Source organism: Paenibacillus sp. PastM-3, assembly GCF_029893965.1.
GTDB lineage: Bacteria > Bacillota > Bacilli > Paenibacillales > Paenibacillaceae > Paenibacillus_AQ.
The window spans coordinates 373286-390581 of sequence record NZ_JARXXP010000003.1 but is presented as its reverse complement, the minus strand read 5'-3'; the positions used below and the strand labels follow the sequence as shown (position 1 = coordinate 390581).

At 52.7% G+C, this 17296-nt stretch carries 21 protein-coding genes; all 21 read right to left on the bottom strand.

Annotated features, from left to right (window positions below; all coding sequences use genetic code 11):
• Nucleotides 1–32: 32 nt before the first annotated feature.
• Nucleotides 33–1001, bottom strand: coding sequence for a polyprenyl synthetase family protein (locus tag M2108_RS08450; protein ID WP_277468758.1), 969 nt, complete (start codon nucleotides 999–1001; stop codon nucleotides 33–35).
• Nucleotides 998–1858: a menaquinone biosynthetic enzyme MqnA/MqnD family protein gene (locus M2108_RS08445; protein WP_277468408.1), complete on the bottom strand. Its 861-nt coding sequence runs from the start codon at nucleotides 1856–1858 to the stop codon at nucleotides 998–1000. The genes M2108_RS08450 and M2108_RS08445 overlap by 4 nt, the downstream gene beginning before the upstream one ends.
• Entirely contained in the window at nucleotides 1855–2463 is a 609-nt protein-coding gene (locus tag M2108_RS08440; protein ID WP_277468409.1) for a UbiX family flavin prenyltransferase, read from the bottom strand. Before M2108_RS08440 ends, M2108_RS08445 begins: the two co-directional genes overlap by 4 nt.
• The gene (locus M2108_RS08435; protein WP_277468410.1) at nucleotides 2460–3332 is read right to left on the bottom strand and encodes a UbiA-like polyprenyltransferase; all 873 of its coding nucleotides are present in this window, start codon (nucleotides 3330–3332) and stop codon (nucleotides 2460–2462) included. Before M2108_RS08435 ends, M2108_RS08440 begins: the two co-directional genes overlap by 4 nt.
• A complete protein-coding gene (locus M2108_RS08430; protein WP_277468411.1) occupies nucleotides 3325–4077 on the bottom strand; it encodes a demethylmenaquinone methyltransferase in 753 nt (250 codons plus the stop codon). Before M2108_RS08430 ends, M2108_RS08435 begins: the two co-directional genes overlap by 8 nt.
• A gap of 2 nt (nucleotides 4078–4079) precedes the next feature.
• Nucleotides 4080–4949, bottom strand: a complete 870-nt coding sequence (locus M2108_RS08425; RefSeq protein WP_277468412.1) for a heptaprenyl diphosphate synthase component 1 — start codon at nucleotides 4947–4949, stop codon at nucleotides 4080–4082.
• A 113-nt stretch (nucleotides 4950–5062) separates the two neighbouring features.
• Nucleotides 5063–5596 (bottom strand): hypothetical protein, encoded by a 534-nt coding sequence (locus M2108_RS08420; protein ID WP_277468413.1) that lies wholly within the window; start codon nucleotides 5594–5596, stop codon nucleotides 5063–5065.
• Between the two features lie 107 nt (nucleotides 5597–5703).
• Nucleotides 5704–5952 carry a trp RNA-binding attenuation protein MtrB gene (mtrB, locus tag M2108_RS08415; RefSeq protein ID WP_277468414.1) on the bottom strand — a complete coding sequence of 83 codons (249 nt, stop codon included), beginning with the start codon at nucleotides 5950–5952 and terminating at the stop codon, nucleotides 5704–5706.
• A gap of 165 nt (nucleotides 5953–6117) precedes the next feature.
• Nucleotides 6118–6390, bottom strand: coding sequence for an HU family DNA-binding protein (locus M2108_RS08410; protein WP_042178229.1), 273 nt, complete (start codon nucleotides 6388–6390; stop codon nucleotides 6118–6120).
• Between the two features lie 311 nt (nucleotides 6391–6701).
• Entirely contained in the window at nucleotides 6702–8180 is a 1479-nt protein-coding gene (gene spoIVA / locus M2108_RS08405; RefSeq protein WP_277468415.1) for a stage IV sporulation protein A, read from the bottom strand.
• A 414-nt stretch (nucleotides 8181–8594) separates the two neighbouring features.
• Nucleotides 8595–9347: a hypothetical protein gene (locus tag M2108_RS08400; protein ID WP_277468416.1), complete on the bottom strand. Its 753-nt coding sequence runs from the start codon at nucleotides 9345–9347 to the stop codon at nucleotides 8595–8597.
• Between the two features lie 83 nt (nucleotides 9348–9430).
• Entirely contained in the window at nucleotides 9431–9799 is a 369-nt protein-coding gene (locus M2108_RS08395; protein WP_277468417.1) for a 2Fe-2S iron-sulfur cluster-binding protein, read from the bottom strand.
• Nucleotides 9796–10419: a hypothetical protein gene (locus tag M2108_RS08390; protein ID WP_277468418.1), complete on the bottom strand. Its 624-nt coding sequence runs from the start codon at nucleotides 10417–10419 to the stop codon at nucleotides 9796–9798. The genes M2108_RS08395 and M2108_RS08390 overlap by 4 nt, the downstream gene beginning before the upstream one ends.
• Before the next feature lie 91 nt (nucleotides 10420–10510).
• Nucleotides 10511–10690, bottom strand: a complete 180-nt coding sequence (locus tag M2108_RS08385; RefSeq protein ID WP_068729955.1) for a DUF2768 family protein — start codon at nucleotides 10688–10690, stop codon at nucleotides 10511–10513.
• 161 nt (nucleotides 10691–10851) lie between these two features.
• The gene (locus M2108_RS08380) at nucleotides 10852–11127 is read right to left on the bottom strand and encodes a stage VI sporulation protein F (RefSeq protein WP_068729957.1); all 276 of its coding nucleotides are present in this window, start codon (nucleotides 11125–11127) and stop codon (nucleotides 10852–10854) included.
• A gap of 67 nt (nucleotides 11128–11194) precedes the next feature.
• Nucleotides 11195–12235 carry an NAD(P)H-dependent glycerol-3-phosphate dehydrogenase gene (locus tag M2108_RS08375; protein ID WP_277468419.1) on the bottom strand — a complete coding sequence of 347 codons (1041 nt, stop codon included), beginning with the start codon at nucleotides 12233–12235 and terminating at the stop codon, nucleotides 11195–11197.
• The gene (gene plsY / locus M2108_RS08370; protein ID WP_277468420.1) at nucleotides 12228–12845 is read right to left on the bottom strand and encodes a glycerol-3-phosphate 1-O-acyltransferase PlsY; all 618 of its coding nucleotides are present in this window, start codon (nucleotides 12843–12845) and stop codon (nucleotides 12228–12230) included. Before plsY ends, M2108_RS08375 begins: the two co-directional genes overlap by 8 nt.
• 12 nt (nucleotides 12846–12857) lie before the next feature.
• Nucleotides 12858–14183 carry a ribosome biogenesis GTPase Der gene (der, locus tag M2108_RS08365; RefSeq protein WP_068729962.1) on the bottom strand — a complete coding sequence of 442 codons (1326 nt, stop codon included), beginning with the start codon at nucleotides 14181–14183 and terminating at the stop codon, nucleotides 12858–12860.
• Nucleotides 14184–14383: 200 nt separating this feature from the next.
• Nucleotides 14384–15697 (bottom strand): 30S ribosomal protein S1, encoded by a 1314-nt coding sequence (gene rpsA, locus M2108_RS08360; protein ID WP_244157839.1) that lies wholly within the window; start codon nucleotides 15695–15697, stop codon nucleotides 14384–14386.
• Nucleotides 15698–15865: 168 nt separating this feature from the next.
• Entirely contained in the window at nucleotides 15866–16453 is a 588-nt protein-coding gene (locus M2108_RS08355; RefSeq protein ID WP_277468421.1) for a lysophospholipid acyltransferase family protein, read from the bottom strand.
• Nucleotides 16450–17160, bottom strand: a complete 711-nt coding sequence (gene cmk, locus M2108_RS08350) for a (d)CMP kinase (RefSeq protein ID WP_277468422.1) — start codon at nucleotides 17158–17160, stop codon at nucleotides 16450–16452. Before cmk ends, M2108_RS08355 begins: the two co-directional genes overlap by 4 nt.
• Nucleotides 17161–17296 lie beyond the last annotated feature (136 nt).

The following is a 17296-nucleotide window of genomic DNA, read 5'->3' as shown; positions in this document are numbered from 1 at the left end:
CTGTGAACGCTTAATATTCGGCTCTCCGGCAGTTAATATGCCCGTCCGGTCACAAAATAGGCAATATCGCGCAGATTGCGTCTGGTCTTGTTGACGGGAAGCTGCTCCAGTGCAACCAGCGCCTTGTCAATATAACGTGAGGCCAGCTCCTCTGCCCGGGTAATACCGTCACCGGACAGAATCAGATCGATGGCACGGCCGACTCCGGCCTGTCCGCTGCGGATCAGCGCAAGCTCGTCCAGCAGCGGTGTACGCAGCCGGCTGTCTTCCAGACTGTAAATGACCGGCAGCGTAATATTGCCCTGCCGCATATCACTGCCGGGAGGCTTGCCGATCTGCTTCTCGGTTCCCGACAGATCGAGCAGATCATCCCGGATCTGGAAGGCCATCCCGACGTTGTAACCGTAATCATAGAGCAGGCGGGCCGTCCCCGGCTCCGCGTCGGCAGCCAGCGCCCCCAGCTCGCAGCTGATAGCAATCAGGAGTGCAGTTTTGCGGCGGATGCGCCGCAGATAATGGCGGACACTTTGTCCGCTGTTGAAGAAATCGCGGATCTGCTCCATTTCGCCGATCGACATCTCCACCATCGCCTTGGACAGGATCTGGTGAATCCGCGGATTCTGGAGCTCCGAAGCAATAACCAGCGCCTTGGCATAAATGTAATCACCGGTGTACATGGCGATCTTGTCGCCCCACTTGGCCTTGACGGTAAGCTCTCCGCGGCGCAGCTCGGCATCGTCGATTACATCGTCGTGAACCAGCGAAGCGCTATGTATCAGTTCAAGCGGAATCGCCACGCGCTTCAGCTTCTCGAGATCATATTGCCCGAACTTGCCGCCCATCAGTACAAAGACAGGACGCAGCCGTTTGCCGCCGGCCTTCAGCAGATGAAGCGAAGTTTCCGCCAGCAGTTCATCATCGCCCTGTACACTGCGGTACAGCTCTTTTTCTATCTGGTCCATGTCCTTACTCAGCATTCCGAAAATTTGCATTCGTTTCATTCTTTCACCCGTGTCAGCAGATTGCGGCTCCATAACTCCATCTTCACTTCCTGCGGCAGCAGGCCCATCTCATAGGCATAGCGGAAATAGAGGTTCAGACCTTCCTGCTGCCTTTCCCCAAAATCATAACATAAATTACTGAAATAGCCGTCCCAATATTCAGCAGTACCGCCAATACGCGAACAGGCCTCCCGGATAATTGGTGCAGGATTGCGCACACCGCGCTGTTTGCTGTCCACAAAAGCCGCAGCAATCTCGGCAATAGCCTCCGGCTTGTCCCTAGCCGCTTCGCGGTTAACGGCCCAGACGGCAAAGGTCATGCTGTGTCCCGTCCAGTCCTTCCATACCTGCCCCAGATCAGTAACCAGATAGCCCTGGTCCTGCCAGGATGCCTTGATCGCCTGGTCGCCGATCAGGAGGCAGGCGTCCGCCTGGTCCATCATGCTGTCCAGATCAGGTTCAGCCGTAATGTACTCCGGTCTGCCGCCGATGGCCTTTTCCATCAGAATCTTCAGCAGATTCACCGAGGTTGCCGAGGTATTTGTGACGGCAATCCGTCCGCTCCCTATCTGCTCAACCGGAACCCTGGAGAACAGCAGAATCGACTTGACCGGCCCGTCTGCACTGACCGACAGATCCGGCAGCAACAGCAGCCGGTCGCTCGCCTCTGCATAGGCAAAGGAGGATAATGCCCCGACTTGGATAGTCCCTCTGGACATCCCCTGATTAAGAATGGCTGGTACTTCACTCACCATCTCTGCCGGATGCATCAGGGCAGAGGGGTTAAAATTGTGAAATACCGGCCATGAGTTGGTATAGCTGATTTTACCGATCACCGTATGCTGCCGGTCCTTCATTCATCTTCCCCCCATCTGCGGAATAGGCTGTGTTCAATGCCGAAGCTGTCGAGCACCTTGCCGACCATGAAGTCCACCAGGTCATCCATAGTGCTCGGACCGAAGTAGAAGGCCGGCATCGCCGGAATAAGCTTCACTCCAAGCCGGGACAGTTTCAGCATGTTCTCAAGATGAATGGCATGCAGCGGGGTTTCACGCGGCACCAGCACCAGAGGGCGCCCTTCCTTCAGCATTACATCAGCAGCCCGTGTCATCAGATTATCCGAGCTTCCATGTGCTACAGCAGACAGTGTACCCATGGAACAAGGCATAATAACCATTCCCTCCGTGCGGAAGGAGCCGCTTGCTATGGAGGCGCCGATATCTGCAATCGGGTGATAATGCAGAGAACCGGGATGGCCCCTGAACTGTCCGTTCAAGAAGCCCTCCCGGTCTGTGACGTTAAAACCCAGCTCCTCCTTGAACACCCGCCAGCCCGCATTGCTGACCACAAGATGGACAGTGTATCCCAGCGACAGCAGGGTTTCTGTCAGACGGACCCCGTAAATCCCGCCGCTTGCCCCGGTAATGCCAACTACGAAATGTTTAGGTTTTGGTCCGGTCATCTGAACTGCACCACCAGGTCAATCAGAGTGAAGGAAAATACCACTATGCTGAGCACACCATTCATTGTGAAGAACGCAGTCTGAAGGCGGCTTAAGTCGCTTGGCGACACGATATGATGCTCGTAGAACAGGATAATATAAGCAATAATCATGCCCGCCACATACCACCAGCTCAGGTCTGCCATAAAGAGCAGTGAAATGAATCCGATTCCGGTTAAAATGTGGAACGCCTTGGCAATAAACAGCGCACGGGCAACTCCAAACCGAACCGGAATGGAATACAGTCCTTCCTTTTTATCAAATTCAACGTCCTGGCAGGAATAGATAATATCAAAACCGGCCGTCCAGAAGACAATCGTGAAATAAAAAATCATTGCCGTCCAGTCCACATTGCCCGTTACCGCAACCCAGCCGCCTAGCGGAGCAAGCGCTATTGTCAGCCCGAGGATCAGATGGCAGGCCCAGGTAAAGCGTTTGGTGAAGGAGTAAAACACAAGCAGAAAAACGGCTACCGGCAGAAGCTTGGCCGACAGGGGATTCAGCTTGAAGGCAGCCCAGAATAATAAGAAGAAGGAAATAGCGATAAATACCGATACTTCTCCGACCTTGAGCAGGCCGGCGGGGATGGCTCTCCCGGCTGTCCGGGGATTCTTCGCATCACTGATCCGGTCAATCAGCCGGTTCAGCCCCATGGCCGCGCTCCGTGCACCGAACATGGCGACGACAATCCAGCCAATCTGCGGCCATGACGGCAATTCGCCGAACATGACGACCGATCCCAGCAGTGCGCCCATAAAGGCGAATGGCAAAGCAAAAACAGTGTGCTCAAACTTGATCATCTGCAGAAAAACGCCGACTTTTTTAAACATTACAGTTCTCCTTGAACCCAATATGTAGTGCTGCGATGCCTCCGGTCAAGGGGAAGGATTCCACTTTCGTCAGTCCGGTTTCACGGAAAATCACCGCGAGCTGCTCTCTGTCCGGGAAGAGGGCCAGTGATTCGGGTAGCCATTTGTATTGTTCGTACCGCTTGGCAAACAATTTGCCGAGAAGCGGAAGAACCTTTTCGAAATAAAAATAATAAATGCCCTTGAATGGCTGCTTCATCGGCTTGGACAGCTCCAGGCAGACAACCATTCCCCCGGGTTTCACCACACGCTTCATTTCGTTCAGCACTTGAACGAGATCAGGCACATTGCGAAGCCCGAAGCCTATCGTTGCGTAGTCGAAGGAATTGTCCCCGAACGGCAGCTCCATCGCATTGCCCTGAATCAGTGAAATGCGGTCCTGAAGGCCCTGAGCCTCAACCTTGCCGCGTCCCACTTCAAGCATGCCTGCACTGAAATCCAGGCCCACTACAGAGCCGGTCTGGCTTGCTTCAGCCAGCGCGATGCTCCAGTCACAGGTACCGCAGCACAAATCCACTGCAGAATCCCCGCGTTTCATCGCCATCTTGCGCATTGTGAATTTGCGCCAGGCCTTGTGGCGGCGGAAGCTAAGGATATCATTCATCAAATCATATTTACCGGCAATGCTCTCAAATACGGAATGTACAAATTGCTCTTTCGGCTGTGCCTTTGTTTCTCCCAGAGCAGAAGTCTTCTCTATAGTCATCTTTACCCCTCCACGGCTGCTTGTCCGGAAATTTTCATCTGCAGGAGGAAGCGGTCCAGAGCAGTGTTAAGCCCACTTACCAGATGCTCGTCCTTAATACCCTGTAGAAGTCCTTGAATGGACTGAATCGACTGGTGCAGCTTGTCGGTCAGCAGGGTATCGCATTTATATTTCATTTTGAGCTTCTTCCAGTCCTTCAGGTCCAGCCGCTGCTCCCGGAGCAGTATTGTTTCTTCCTCGGCAGCACTTTCGAGTATCTTCCAGTAGCAATAGCCGTCCCGTGCCGCCGCCGGATCATTGCCGCGCCGCAGCTCGGAGCATATGGTTTCAGAGTGGCTGAATTCGGCCAGCAGCTTCTCCCACAGGCCGGTAAGGCTCTCTTCAATATGCGGTGTAAAAGAAAGGAACAGCCGCATATTGAGCTGTACCGAATGCCGCAGGTATTGTTCCGAGGAGAGCAGCCGCTCCTTCATCTTGCTGTACAGCCGGGCTTTCATTACATTAATATCGGCGATGGCCGAGCTAAGGCTGCCCACCATTCCGATTTGGCCGCTCTTGGCCAGCAAATGGTAGAACCAGCTGCTGAAATAGTCGCCGGCCAGCACCTTGAGCTGCCGGGAACGCATGACATCCCCGCCCGGATCATCGCTCACGTGCTCAATACTCTCATGCGTGTCGAGAGCAAGCTGAACCAGACCTGTCACCAGCGTATACAGCTCCTTGTTGCGGTCTTCACCCGCATTTCCGTAACTCAGAAAAATATATAACAAATGACTGCGACCATCTGAAAAAGGCGGCAGTTCCGTATGCCGCTGAATCATGTCGTAATCGGTGTAAGGTTTTGCTAATTGCGGTATGCGGTACGGTTTCATTTCAGCCTCCGGAGCCATTGACGTTATTACAATATCTTTGTTCACAATCTTGTCTATTATATCACATGTTTTTTTGTCACGCACATGGCACGTTCTAGTTTCTTTTACCCACATCAGGGATAAATGAACTGCTTGCGCCACAGTTCGCTTTCGCTAATACGGAAGCCCTCCTTCAGAACATCCGGCAAAGGCCGGTTGCCTGTGTTCTCCAGCAGCTCCTGAAGCGGGAGTGACCATTCCGTGCGGCGGATATCACCGGCAAGCAGCAGACGGCGGCTGTCCAGCCATTTATCCTCCGCAACAATCCGCAGCAGCAGCTGATCGACATTATCCGTCTCCTGGAATGCAAAAGAAACCGCCAGCGCCATGTTCCGGTACAGCTCCTCCGGCTCGTGATCATTACCGGTTACCTTGAGATCAAGCGATAAAACCCCGTTTTTCCAGCCGGCGCTTCCGATGTCCAGACTCAAGGGCAGGCTGCTCAGTGTATCTACGATATTCTCATCTGCCAGTATGGTTCCATCCCCGCCAAGCGTCTCCACCGCATGCTGCGGCAGGGCAGCTTCAAGGGTAGCCATCTGCGGCAGAATTACAGCAGTGGCAGCGGTCACCAGCAACACCATTCCGATCAGCCAGCCCCGGTTCATAGCCTGCCCCCTTATCCATCGTTTCCGCCAGGCCGTGACAATATACGAACATGCCGGCTTGCCTATATCTAGTTATATTTTGAAAAAAAGCAGGCTATGCCTGCTTTTCAGCTTTCACTTTCCAGTTGTCCGTGCTTGCTCCAGATTTCTGCCTTGCCGCGGATTTTCATCGCTGAGGTATGTTCGGTGAACTGGGCGATGAGCACCTCGCCCTTGTCGAGCTTTTCGGTGTGGTGAAAGCGTGTATCATGCCCCCGGGTAAGTCCGATGACCTGAACGCCGTTCTCCTTGGCTTTGACCACAATGTACTCGCTGCCTGCAGGTGCTGGACTTACGCCGTTGTTCTTCTCAGTCATGGTTGATCCCCCTAAAAAATGTTATGAGCCTGGCTTCATGAACAGCTTCGTACAAAGCTGACTTTAGAAGCATGTGCTTGGTTTAGGCTTCGGAAAAACAAATGCCGCCTAAAAGGCGGCATCGTTATGACTCGGAAAGAATATAGGATCGATATGTAGAAATCTCTATTTGATTCCGTCTTTGAGCGCTTTACCTGGTTTGAAAGCAGGTACTTTGCTGGAAGGAATTTCGATTTCTTCACCAGTCTGCGGGTTGCGGCCTTTGCGTGCGGAACGTTCGCGCACTTCAAAGTTTCCGAAGCCAACCAGCTGCACTTTGTCACCGCTCTGCAGAGCATTAGTGATTGCTTCAAAAACGGCGTCTACCGCTTTAGTAGCATCCTTCTTGGGAAGTTCAGTTGCTTCTGTAACCACGTTGATCAAATCTGATTTATTCATGTCTTCTCACCTCCCTGGGTAAATTTCCGGTATCATACACTGTTTCCGTTTCAACGCAAAATATACGTGATAATCCCGTTAATTACTAGATACGGGCGCCTCTCTTCCTAGAAGCGCAACAAACTTATAGTAATACAGCCCACCCATAATTTCAAGGCGTTACTCAAAAAAGGAGCAGAAAGTAGCATTTCAATAGGCCCGTCACACTGAAATGATAGGCTAATAATGTTAGATTCTTCTACGAGAGTACAAAAAAGAGAGCGGATTATTCCGCTCTCCTGATTGCAGGCTGTCTTACTAGCCCGGCTGCTTTATAAAATGATGGCAATAAGTCCGCCAGAGCCCTCGTTGATGATCCGTCCAAGCGTTTCCTGCAGCTTGTAGCGGGCATTGTCCGGCATCATGGCGATTTTGCCCTGAATGCCTTCACGCACGATGGAATGCAGCGAGCGGCCGAAAATGTCGGATTCCCAGATTTTGATCGGATCGTTCTCGAAGTCCTGCATCAGATAGCGGACCAGCTCTTCGCTCTGCTTCTCCGTACCGATGATCGGTGAGAACTCCGACTCCACATCGACACGGATCATATGAATGGACGGCGCTGTCGCCTTCAGCCGTACCCCGAAGCGTGAGCCCTGACGGATCAGCTCCGGCTCATCGAGGGCCATTTCAGCCAGCGAAGGGGCGGCGATACCGTATCCGGTCGTTTTGACCATCTCCAGCGCTTCCGAGAAGCGGTCATATTCACGCTTGGCATGTGAGAAATCCTGCATGAGCTGCAGCAGATGATCCTTGCCGCGGATCTCCACGCCGACTACTTCCATCAGTACCTGATCATACAGCTCTTCCGGTGCGTAAAGGTCAATTTCCGCCACACCCTGGCCCATATTCATGCCGCTGAGGCCTGCACGGTCGATGAAGTCGTATTGGGTAAACTGTGATACCAGACGGTCCACATCCCGCAGACGGCGGATATCTTTTACCGTATCACGGACGGAATTTTCATAAGCGCTGCGCAGCCAGTGGTTCTCGCCAAGCACCATTACCCAGCTCGGCAGATTGACATTGACCTCATGTACCGGGAACTCATACAGCACTTCCCGCAGCACACCGGTCACATCATCCTCCGACATATTGGCGGCGCTGAGCGTCATTACCGGAATATCATATTTGGCAGCCAGCTCACCGCGGAGCTGCTGGGTCTCTTCACTGCGCGGACGGGTGGAGTTGATCACAAGCACAAACGGCTTGCCGACCTCCTTCAGCTCAGCGATTACACGCTCTTCCGAGTCAATGTACGAATGCCGCGGAATTTCGGCAATTGTGCCGTCCGTGGTCACGACAACCCCCAGTGTGGAATGCTCCTGAATGACCTTGCGTGTGCCGATTTCCGCCGCTTCCTGAAAAGGAATCGGTTCCTCAAACCATGGTGTGGAAATCATGCGTGGTCCGTTTTCATCCTCATAGCCCTTTGCGCCTTCGACGGCATATCCTACACAGTCGACCAGCCGCACATTCACTTCAAGGCCCTCTGCAACCTTGATCTGCACCGCGTTGTTCGGTACAAATTTCGGCTCGGTTGTCATGATTGTTTTGCCGGCTGCGCTCTGAGGCAGTTCATCCACAGCTCTTACCCGGTCTGCTTCGCTCGTAATGTTCGGCAGAACAATCGTCTCCATGAAGCGCTTGATGAATGTCGATTTTCCCGTGCGAACCGCGCCGACGACGCCAAGATAAATGTCTCCGCCGGTACGCTCGGCAATGTCCTTGAAAATATCCACTTTTTCCAAAAGAGATCCCCTCCTCATATTACTCCGAAGAAAAAATGCCTGAAGAGCATCGACTTCGCGTTCCGCCGGTAAACGGACCCTTGCAGGACATCCACCGGACTTTGGCATTGCCCGCCAGGGAGCCTAGCCTGCCTAAGCGGAACATTCTGCCCCGCGCTAAACTCCGAATGCTCGGACATGCATTTGGACTAGTATCATCATATGTATCCGGAACGGATTTATGACCCGCAGCTGCGCATTTTATGCAGGAATTTCACACGCGGCAGCAATTGCGCACAGAAAGGGCGTCACGATACCCGGAAACCTTCTCATCCAGCATATGAACGGAAAATAGCGGATAGAACTTCACTGATGCTTTTACAGCCCCTGTGAAAAATAAAAAGCCCCCTTGTTAAGGGGGTCTAGTGATATAATCTATGGACTACGCGGAGGCTGCGGAACCGGCTTGCCGCCGATCCACAGATAGGGCAGGGATTTTACGGGCACATAATAAGAAGCTGCCTCAAGCACAGTCCGCAGGTCCTGATCTGCGTCAGGAGTATTCCCGGACTGCCCTATTGCAGTCATAATATCGGCCGAGTAATCTGCATACACCCTGCCCTCCCCGTCCATGATGAATTCCAGCGGCTGGCCCGAATAGACACTGTTTAATGTGACTGCTGACGACCCTGCCTGCTTGTGATCGACAGCATAAACTCCGGGATAATATTCCTCACCTGCCGGAAGACTTCCGCCGTGGGCTGACTTGTAGCGGTTGACCTGGCGCTGGACATCGTTTACCTTCTGCACGGTAACCAGATCCATCAGCTTTACTACAGGTGCCGTCTCCTCATCCAGAATCAGAAAATAAGCGTTCCCGCCTTGCTCAAAAGCAGCCGGGGGGATTTCATCCAGATCCCCCTGCGAGCGCAGCTTTTCCAGATCAACCACAAATTTCTCATAACGCGGTGTGTCCGCATCACTGTTCAGAATCGGCAGCAGCCCTTCCCTCTGCTGATACTCCTCCACAGCTGCCTGCACGCGCCGTACACTCTCTCTGCTGCCGCCTCCCGGCTGCTGCTGTTCCCCGGGATACATGCAGCCTGCCAGGACACACAGAAGAAGCAGCGGCCGCGCCAGCTTCAGGATAGAAGAACCTATACTGCCCAGCCCCATGCTATTATCCATATCCATCGCCTCCCCGCCAGCTCAATAGGTGTGAAGTGCCCGTATATTTAGTGCATCAACTAATCACCGTCAACAGTTGTATCCTACCACAGCTCGTCCATTTCACCGCGCCGTGCAGCCTCCAGCCGGCGCCGCACTGCGGCCTTGAGCGGATCCTCAGGTACATTAACACTCAGATCCTGCCGTACAGCCGTCTGGCAGGCCAGCCGCACGCCCTGCTCCAGCAGGCTGCCCAGCTTGCGTCTCTCTGCCTCATCCGGCGGCCGTACCGCATCCTTGCTTTCCCGGCCGATTGTTACCTTGCACATCAGGCAGGCTGCCTTGCCGCCGCAGCGTGTCGGCAGCACAACGCCGGCCTTACGTGCTGCCTCCAGCAGTGTCGTGCCTTGCTTGACTACCGCCGTGCGTTCATCCGGCAGAAAAGTAACCGTAATTCCTCTTTGCGATTTCATCGTGCAGTTTCCTTCCTGAATTCTGTTTCCGGCGGCTGCCCCAGCAGTCTGTTAAGCTCTGCCCGGCAGGCGGGGTCGAGCCTGTTCTGCTCAGCCAGCTGCTCAAGCAGTGAAGCATGCTGCTGCAGGCTGCTAAGCATCCTGCCGGCAATATTCCGGCAGCGTTCGGTTCTCCCCCGCAGCATATTGTACAGCAGCTCATGTGCCAGCGGCATCAGCCGGATCAGGCTGCTGCCGCCGATCCCGCTGACAGGAGCATGACGGAGCAGCGAATGTACATCCACGGTGTAACCAAAGGGCGGATTGCCGATGCGGAATCCGCAGACCAGCTCCACCTTCATTTCCCCCACTATATAACGGCTGCGTCTTGAGTAGCAATTGCCGCTGTAATCTTCCTCAGGCCCATTGTCCGCCGAATAACAGCTGAGTGCCTCGTGCAGCGGTGCTGCATCCTCCAGATCAGCGTACAGATCAATATCGGCAGGCGGTCTGCTTAATGAAACATTATGCAGCATCAGACCGCAGCTCCCGCCCAGCAGCCAGACCGGCGGCTTCTCCATCCAGCTTAAATCCAGTGCTTCAGCAACCTTCCTTAATGCTGTCTCCTGTATGTATGACATTCCCGTCCCTGCCATCTGCACACGCTCCATTCCTGAGAAATCGTCAAACGATAATCCAGAAATACATCTGACTGAGCCTGTTTGTAAATGCTTACATAATGGATGCCGCTCCGCTGAGCAAACCGATCAGCATGATGACAAAAGCAATGACCGATAATACTGCTCTGAGCAGACCCTTTGTCCTGCTGCGGGCAAAGGTGATCAGAAATACGGATACACCCATAATCAGTATCGCAATCAGCGACAACCACATCTTAGTCATAGGGTCCATAATTACTCTGCCTCCTGCCGGTTATATTGAATTGCAAATATTATAGCATGAACCATAAGCCGCGAAACCTATAAAGTATCATCCGCAGCAAAAAAGAGCAAAAAAACCGGAATCTGCTAGATACCGGCTTCTTTGCTCCTTGAGTGACTCAAAGAGGCAAACTATTTTTTCATCAGCATTTTCATTAAAGACTCCATTGTGCCGGAATTCGTACCGCCTTTTTTGACCGCATTTACGATCTCCTGCACAGTAGCCTCAGTGACCGGCACTTTAGCCATCGCTGACACCTGCTTGATCAACTGGCGGAGCTGGGCTTCATTCTGCGTGGTTCCCGGCTTAACCGTGCTGGCGAGCTTTTTGATTGCGCCTGGCGTGATGTTCTTCCCCGTCTTTTTGTTGATGGCATTCAGGGCATCCTTGGAAAAATCTTTGTTCACTCTTCTTCCCTCCTCCGTCAATCCCCACTACAACATATGAGAATATCCGGCAAAAGGTGAACAGTCCTCAGGAATGCCACTGCTCCCAGGTTTCCTGTGAGATAGCTTCCATTTCCGTTTTGCGGTCACGGCCCATCAGAGCCTCCACCGCACTTCGCGGAGTTCTTCCTTTAAACAGAACGTGGTAGATCTGGTCGGTAATCGGCATCTGCACGCCTAAACGAACAGAAATCGCATAGGCAGCTTCTGTTGTACGAATCCCTTCCACAACCATGCCCATGGAATCCAGTACTTCGGCCAGCGGCTTGCCCTGTCCCAGCATCGACCCGGCACGCCAATTACGGCTGTGCTGGCTTGTTGCCGTAACAACAAGGTCGCCGAGTCCGGCCAGTCCGGAAAAGGTCAGCGGATTGGCGCCAAGCTCGACCCCTACTCGGGCAATCTCGGCAAGTCCGCGGGTAAGCAGCGCAGCCTTGGCATTGTCACCAAAGCCCAGACCATCGGAGAGTCCTGCACCGAGAGCGATGATATTCTTTAGCGCTCCAGCCAGCTCGACACCGAGCTGATCGCGGTTGGTGTACACGCGGAAATCGTTATTGATGAACAGTCCCTGTGCAGTCACTGCACGTGCTTCATCTGCAGAAGCAACCACCACGGTTGTCGGACAGAGGCGGACGACCTCCTCAGCATGGCTCGGCCCGGAGAGGACAACGATCTCTCCCTCCTTACAGCCAAGCTCCTCGGAAATAACCGTGGACATCCGTTTCATTGTTTCCGTCTCGAAGCCTTTGGTCGCATGGATACAGATCATATCCTCCTTCCAGAAAGCCTTAAGGCTGCGCGCCACCTGGCGCATGCCGGAAGAAGGCGAGACAATCACCACTGCTTTGGAGCCGGAAACAGCCTGTTCCATATCCGTAGTGGCAATGATATTCTCAGGCAGTCGTATGCCTGGCAGAAAGTGCTCGTTGGTATGGTGTTCGTTGATCTCGGCAGCTTGTTCAGGCCTCCGTGTCCATAGATAAACTTCCTTGTGGTTAGCCGCCAGCACAGAGGCCAGCGCAGTTCCCCAACTGCCTGCGACCAGCACGGTTACTTTATCAGACAACACGATTCCCCTCCTTGGCCTTGGAGCCGAGTTTGTTCTCTCTTCCCTGTGACAGCTTCACGATATTGCTGCGGTGCCGCCAGAAGGCAAAGACTGCGATAATCAGACTGCCCCACAGCTCCGGTGCCGTAAACTGAGCAAACAGCAGAAATACCGGAGTCAGCGCCACAAAAATAAGGGAGCCGAGTGACACATAACGGGTCAAGACAATAGACACAATGGCAATAACGCCCGCCGCCAGCGCAGGCCAGAAGAACAGTGTCGCCATGACGCCGATCGCCGTAGCAACCCCCTTGCCCCCGCGGAAATGGAAATACACCGGCCAGTTGTGACCGATAATGGCTGCAATTCCGCAGCCGACCGCGACCCAGCTTCCCCAGCCGCCGGCCCATGTCCCCAGCCAGACAGCGGCAATGCCCTTCAGCACGTCCAGAATCAGCACCAGAATCGCCGGTCCTTTTCCAAGCACCCGCAGCGTATTGGTCGCCCCGGCGTTACCGCTGCCATATTGGCGGATATCAATCCCTTTAAGCAGCCGGGCAAGCAATACGCTGAAGCTGACAGAGCCAAGCAAATAGCTTACTACGATAACCAGAAGTTCAAACGCCACAACTCTTCTCCCCTAACTTTCGTTATCAGATTTACGCCGCGTAAAGAGGCGGATCGGTGTGCCTTCAAAATTGAACGCTGCGCGGATCTTGTTCTCCAGATAACGCTCGTAGGAGAAGTGCATCAGCGAAGGGTCATTAACAAACACCACAATCGTCGGCGGCTTCACGGCAACCTGGGTTACGTAGTTAATGCGCAGACGGCGTCCTTTATCGGTAGGCGGCGGGTTAATGGCCACGGCATCGGACACTACATCGTTAACCAGGTGGGTTGTAATCCGCAGGGCATGCTGCTGCGCAACATGCTGTACGACCGGCAGGAGCTTCTGCAGGCGCTGTTTTGTTAATGCCGACAGGAATACAACCGGAGCATAGGTCATGAACAGGAAGTGATCACGGATTGTATTTTCAAAATGCTGCATGGTCTTGTCGTCCTTTTCCACGACGTCCCACTTGTTTACGACAAAAATAGAAGCTTTGCCCGCATCATGGGCATAACCGGCTATATGCTTATCCTGGTCGATGATGCCTTCCTGGCCGTTAATAACAACCAGAACAACATCAGCCCGCTCTATAGCACGCATGGCGCGCATAACACTGTATTTCTCAGTGCTCTCGTAAACCTTTCCGCGTTTGCGCATACCCGCTGTATCAATCAGGACATACTTCTGGCCATCCCGTTCAAAAGGAGTATCTATCGCATCGCGTGTAGTTCCGGCTACATCACTGACAATTACGCGTTCTTCACCCAGAATGGCGTTGACCAGCGAGGACTTGCCTACGTTAGGCCGTCCGATCAGCGCAACACGGATAACATCATCGTCGTATTCTTCATCAACCTTATCAGGAAGCTTCTCAACAACCGCATCCAGCAAATCGCCGACACCAGTACCGTGGCTGCCTGAAATACCGATCGGATCGCCGATACCAAGACTATAAAATTCATAGATATCTTCGGCACGCTTCATGTTATCCACTTTATTGATCGCAAGTACGATCGGCTTGCCGGACCGGAACAGAATCTGCGCTACCTCTTCATCTGCGTTCGTCAATCCGCTCTTGGCCTCACACATGAAAATAATGACATCCGCTTCCTCGATAGCCAGCTCCGCCTGGACGCGGATCGATCTAAGGATGAAATCCTCACCGTCCACTTCAATCCCCCCGGTATCAATGACACTGAAGGATTTGCCGTTCCAATCGGAAATACCGTAAATCCGGTCCCGGGTAATTCCCGGTTTATCTTCTACAATGGCCAGTTTATCACCAATCAGCCGGTTAAAAATCGTCGACTTTCCGACGTTAGGCCGGCCTACAATGGCCACAACGGGTCTTGCCATATTCCATTCCTCCTGTCTTCCTTACGTTTCTCATCATAGCAAAAAACATTACAATTGGCTAACTCCATACAAACACAATCGGCGAACCCTCAGGATGAGGGCTCGCCGATTACTTTACCCGGTATGACACCACATATAAGAGCACATAAGTCGCCTTATGCAGCATTCTTATACTGCTGTGCAAAACTTAATTTAAGGGATTAGTTATTGCCCTTGAATTTGTCCAGCTTGTCGCCGAAACGCTCAGCCAATGTGAAGCTGAGACCTTCGTTGCTGAGCGAAACGTTAGGATTGTTCAGAACTTCTTTTGGAGCTCTGTCCTGTCTCTCTCTGCGTTCAGGTTTAGCCGTAGGAGCCGGAGCTTCTTCGGTTTCCTTGATGCTGAGGCTGACGCGCTTCTCGGATGGATTGAAGTCCAGAACCTTAACCTGAACCTCTTGTCCTTCCTTAAGCACTTCGTGCGGAGTACCGATGTGCTTGTGGGAAATTTGCGAGATGTGCACAAGGCCTTCAACGCCTGGAAGCAGCTCAACGAAAGCTCCGAAGTTAACCAGGCGCTTAACTTCGCCTGTTACTACATCGCCAATGTTGATTTTGCCTGCAGCGGAATCCCAAGGACCTGGAGCAGCCGCTTTGATACTAAGACTGATCTTGCCTTTTTCCGGATCAACTTTAAGTACTTTAACAGTAACTTTGTCGCCTTCGGATACTACATCGGACGGCTTTTCAACGTGGTTCCAAGCGATCTCGGATACGTGAACCAGACCGTCAACGCCGCCCACATCTACAAATGCGCCGAACTGGGTCAGACGTTGTACTGTACCTTCGATGATCTGTCCTTCAGTCAGTTCGGACATGATCTTCTGCTTGTTAGCTTCGAATTCTTCTTCCAGCACTTCCTTCGCGGAAAGAATAACCTTGCTGTTCTCACGGTCCAGTTCCTTCACTTTTACGCGGAGGGTACGGCCCTTGTAGTCGCTGAAATCTTCTACGAAGTGGCGTTCAACCATGGAAGCCGGGATAAATCCGCGTGCGCCGACATCAGCTACAAGACCGCCTTTGACAACGTCAGCCACAGTAACTTCGAACGCTTCCTGGGAAGCAAAGTACTTCTCAAGATCTTCCCAAGATTTTTCGCTGTCAATGGCACGTTTGGAGAGCACAAGGCTTTCTTTGTTGTCGTTGACGCTTACTACTTTGCATTCCACTTCCTGTCCAACTTCAACTGCTGCTGCAGCGTTGTCCAGCTGTACAGAAGAAAGTTCGCGAATCGGAATCACACCGTCGTATTTATATCCAATGCTTACATAAGCTTGGTTATCTTCGATTTTGACGATTGTTCCTTTCACGGTATCGCCTTTTTTCACAGAAATGATTTCCAAACCTTCTTGGCTAGTCACTTCTTCTTCGTTGCCGGCAACAGGTGCAGCGGTTTCCACAGCTTCTGTCGCTTCCACAGCTTCGTTGTTCTCAACATTAGCCGCAGCTTCCTGATTTTTAATTTCTTCAGACATGTGATTACCCTCCTCGATTCAAAACCCCATTTATTTAAACCCGCGTAAGAGCAGGGTTCAAAACAATCACTACTTGTATAACATTTACAGTATTACGATAGTATGTTCCAAAAAATAGCGGTTATGCCGTTATTCCTCAGTAACTGTAAACACCTTAAATTTACGGACCTACCTCGCGCTCGGCTTGCCGGTCCGGACCATCTCATGAATCCGTCCCATTATAACATCGGTGACTTCTTCCAGAGAATCACTGCCCGCTCCGTCAAAAGCGCTCAGATCAATGGGCTCCCCGTAAATAACGGTCATCCGGCGGAACGGTTTGTAGGAACCGATGATAGCGGCCGGAACAACTGCTGCCCCGCTGCGGAGCGCAAAGCTGGCCGCGCCCTTCTTCGCCACACCGGTATCAGAGTTGCGCGTTCCTTCCGGAAAGATGCCCATCACATGTCCGCCGCGAAGCGTATTAAGGGCCGTTTTAATGGATTCTTTGCTTACGCCGCCACGTTTGACAGGAAAAGCGCCAAGCTTCCCGATAAGCCAGCCCAGCACGGGAACTCCGAACAGTTCGGCCTTGGCCATATACTTGACCTGACGTTCCAGCTTGATCCCGATCGTCATCGGATCGAGCAGGCTGATATGGTTCGCGCAGAGCAGTACCCCGCCCTCCTTTGGCACATTTTCTCTTCCCACAATTTTAAGCGGGAACAGGATGGCATAAATCAAGCGAAGCAATCCACGGCAAATAACATAAATCATGAATGATTTCTCTCCCCGTCAACATGAGATCTGCAGTGGGAGACAATGGCTTCCACGGCTTGATTGATATCCATATAGGTCGTGTCAAGAAGAATGGCATCCTCCGCACGGCGCAGCGGTGATATTTCCCGCCCTTCATCAAGACGGTCACGTGCTGCAATATCGTGTTCAAGCTGCTCGAGAGTCACTGTTTCCGTGTCCTTCAGCTCTTTGTAACGCCGGAGAGCCCGCTCCTCCACGCTTGCCGTCATGAAAATCTTCACTTCGGCATCCGGCAGTACGGTCGTACCGATGTCGCGGCCGTCCATGACCACTCCCTTGCGGAGCGCCATCTGACGCTGCAGATGACTAAGCCTGTTACGTACCTCTTCAAGCTTCGAGTACTGCGACACCTGGCCGCTGACCTGCAGACTGCGGATGTGTGGGGTTACGTCTTCCCCATTGATCAGCACCTTCTGTACATCTTCCTCCGGAATGAGCTCAATGATCATATCCCGGACAATCCGGTTCACTTGAAGCTCGTCTTCAGGCGGAATGCCTTCACGGAGCATATACCAGGTAATTGCACGGTACATCGCACCCGTATCAACATAAATGTAAGAAAGCTTGCGTGCTACCAATCGGGCAACAGTGCTCTTGCCTGCCCCGGCAGGTCCGTCGATGGCGACGTTAATTCTGTCGTAAGTATGTGTACCCTGCCTGTCCAACGGGGCATTCCTCCTCAAACACTCTTTCAGCCGAGAATCCGGCTGGCTGCAAATTCCCGAGGAACCTGCTGATCTTATCAAGAAAAAAGCAGGCATTGCCTGCGACTTATAAAATTATACCACAGTTTGGAACACA

What these genes read in the sequence shown, in the direction of transcription:
- M2108_RS08445 (WP_277468408.1), bottom strand. Translation starts at nt 1,858, where the DNA reads ATGAAGGACCGGCAGCATACGGTGATCGGTAAAATCAGCTATACCAAC.
- rpsA (WP_244157839.1), bottom strand. Translation starts at nt 15,697, where the DNA reads ATGTCTGAAGAAATTAAAAATCAGGAAGCTGCGGCTAATGTTGAGAAC.
- M2108_RS08440 (WP_277468409.1), bottom strand. Translation starts at nt 2,463, where the DNA reads ATGACCGGACCAAAACCTAAACATTTCGTAGTTGGCATTACCGGGGCA.
- der (WP_068729962.1), bottom strand. Translation starts at nt 14,183, where the DNA reads ATGGCAAGACCCGTTGTGGCCATTGTAGGCCGGCCTAACGTCGGAAAG.
- M2108_RS08400 (WP_277468416.1), bottom strand. Translation starts at nt 9,347, where the DNA reads ATGGATAATAGCATGGGGCTGGGCAGTATAGGTTCTTCTATCCTGAAG.
- M2108_RS08425 (WP_277468412.1), bottom strand. Translation starts at nt 4,949, where the DNA reads ATGAAACCGTACCGCATACCGCAATTAGCAAAACCTTACACCGATTAC.
- M2108_RS08430 (WP_277468411.1), bottom strand. Translation starts at nt 4,077, where the DNA reads ATGACTATAGAGAAGACTTCTGCTCTGGGAGAAACAAAGGCACAGCCG.
- M2108_RS08435 (WP_277468410.1), bottom strand. Translation starts at nt 3,332, where the DNA reads ATGTTTAAAAAAGTCGGCGTTTTTCTGCAGATGATCAAGTTTGAGCAC.
- M2108_RS08420 (WP_277468413.1), bottom strand. Translation starts at nt 5,596, where the DNA reads ATGAACCGGGGCTGGCTGATCGGAATGGTGTTGCTGGTGACCGCTGCC.
- M2108_RS08385 (WP_068729955.1), bottom strand. Translation starts at nt 10,690, where the DNA reads ATGGACCCTATGACTAAGATGTGGTTGTCGCTGATTGCGATACTGATT.
- M2108_RS08355 (WP_277468421.1), bottom strand. Translation starts at nt 16,453, where the DNA reads ATGATTTATGTTATTTGCCGTGGATTGCTTCGCTTGATTTATGCCATC.
- mtrB (WP_277468414.1), bottom strand. Translation starts at nt 5,952, where the DNA reads ATGACTGAGAAGAACAACGGCGTAAGTCCAGCACCTGCAGGCAGCGAG.
- M2108_RS08390 (WP_277468418.1), bottom strand. Translation starts at nt 10,419, where the DNA reads ATGTCATACATACAGGAGACAGCATTAAGGAAGGTTGCTGAAGCACTG.
- M2108_RS08450 (WP_277468758.1), bottom strand. Translation starts at nt 1,001, where the DNA reads ATGAAACGAATGCAAATTTTCGGAATGCTGAGTAAGGACATGGACCAG.
- M2108_RS08410 (WP_042178229.1), bottom strand. Translation starts at nt 6,390, where the DNA reads ATGAATAAATCAGATTTGATCAACGTGGTTACAGAAGCAACTGAACTT.
- M2108_RS08395 (WP_277468417.1), bottom strand. Translation starts at nt 9,799, where the DNA reads ATGAAATCGCAAAGAGGAATTACGGTTACTTTTCTGCCGGATGAACGC.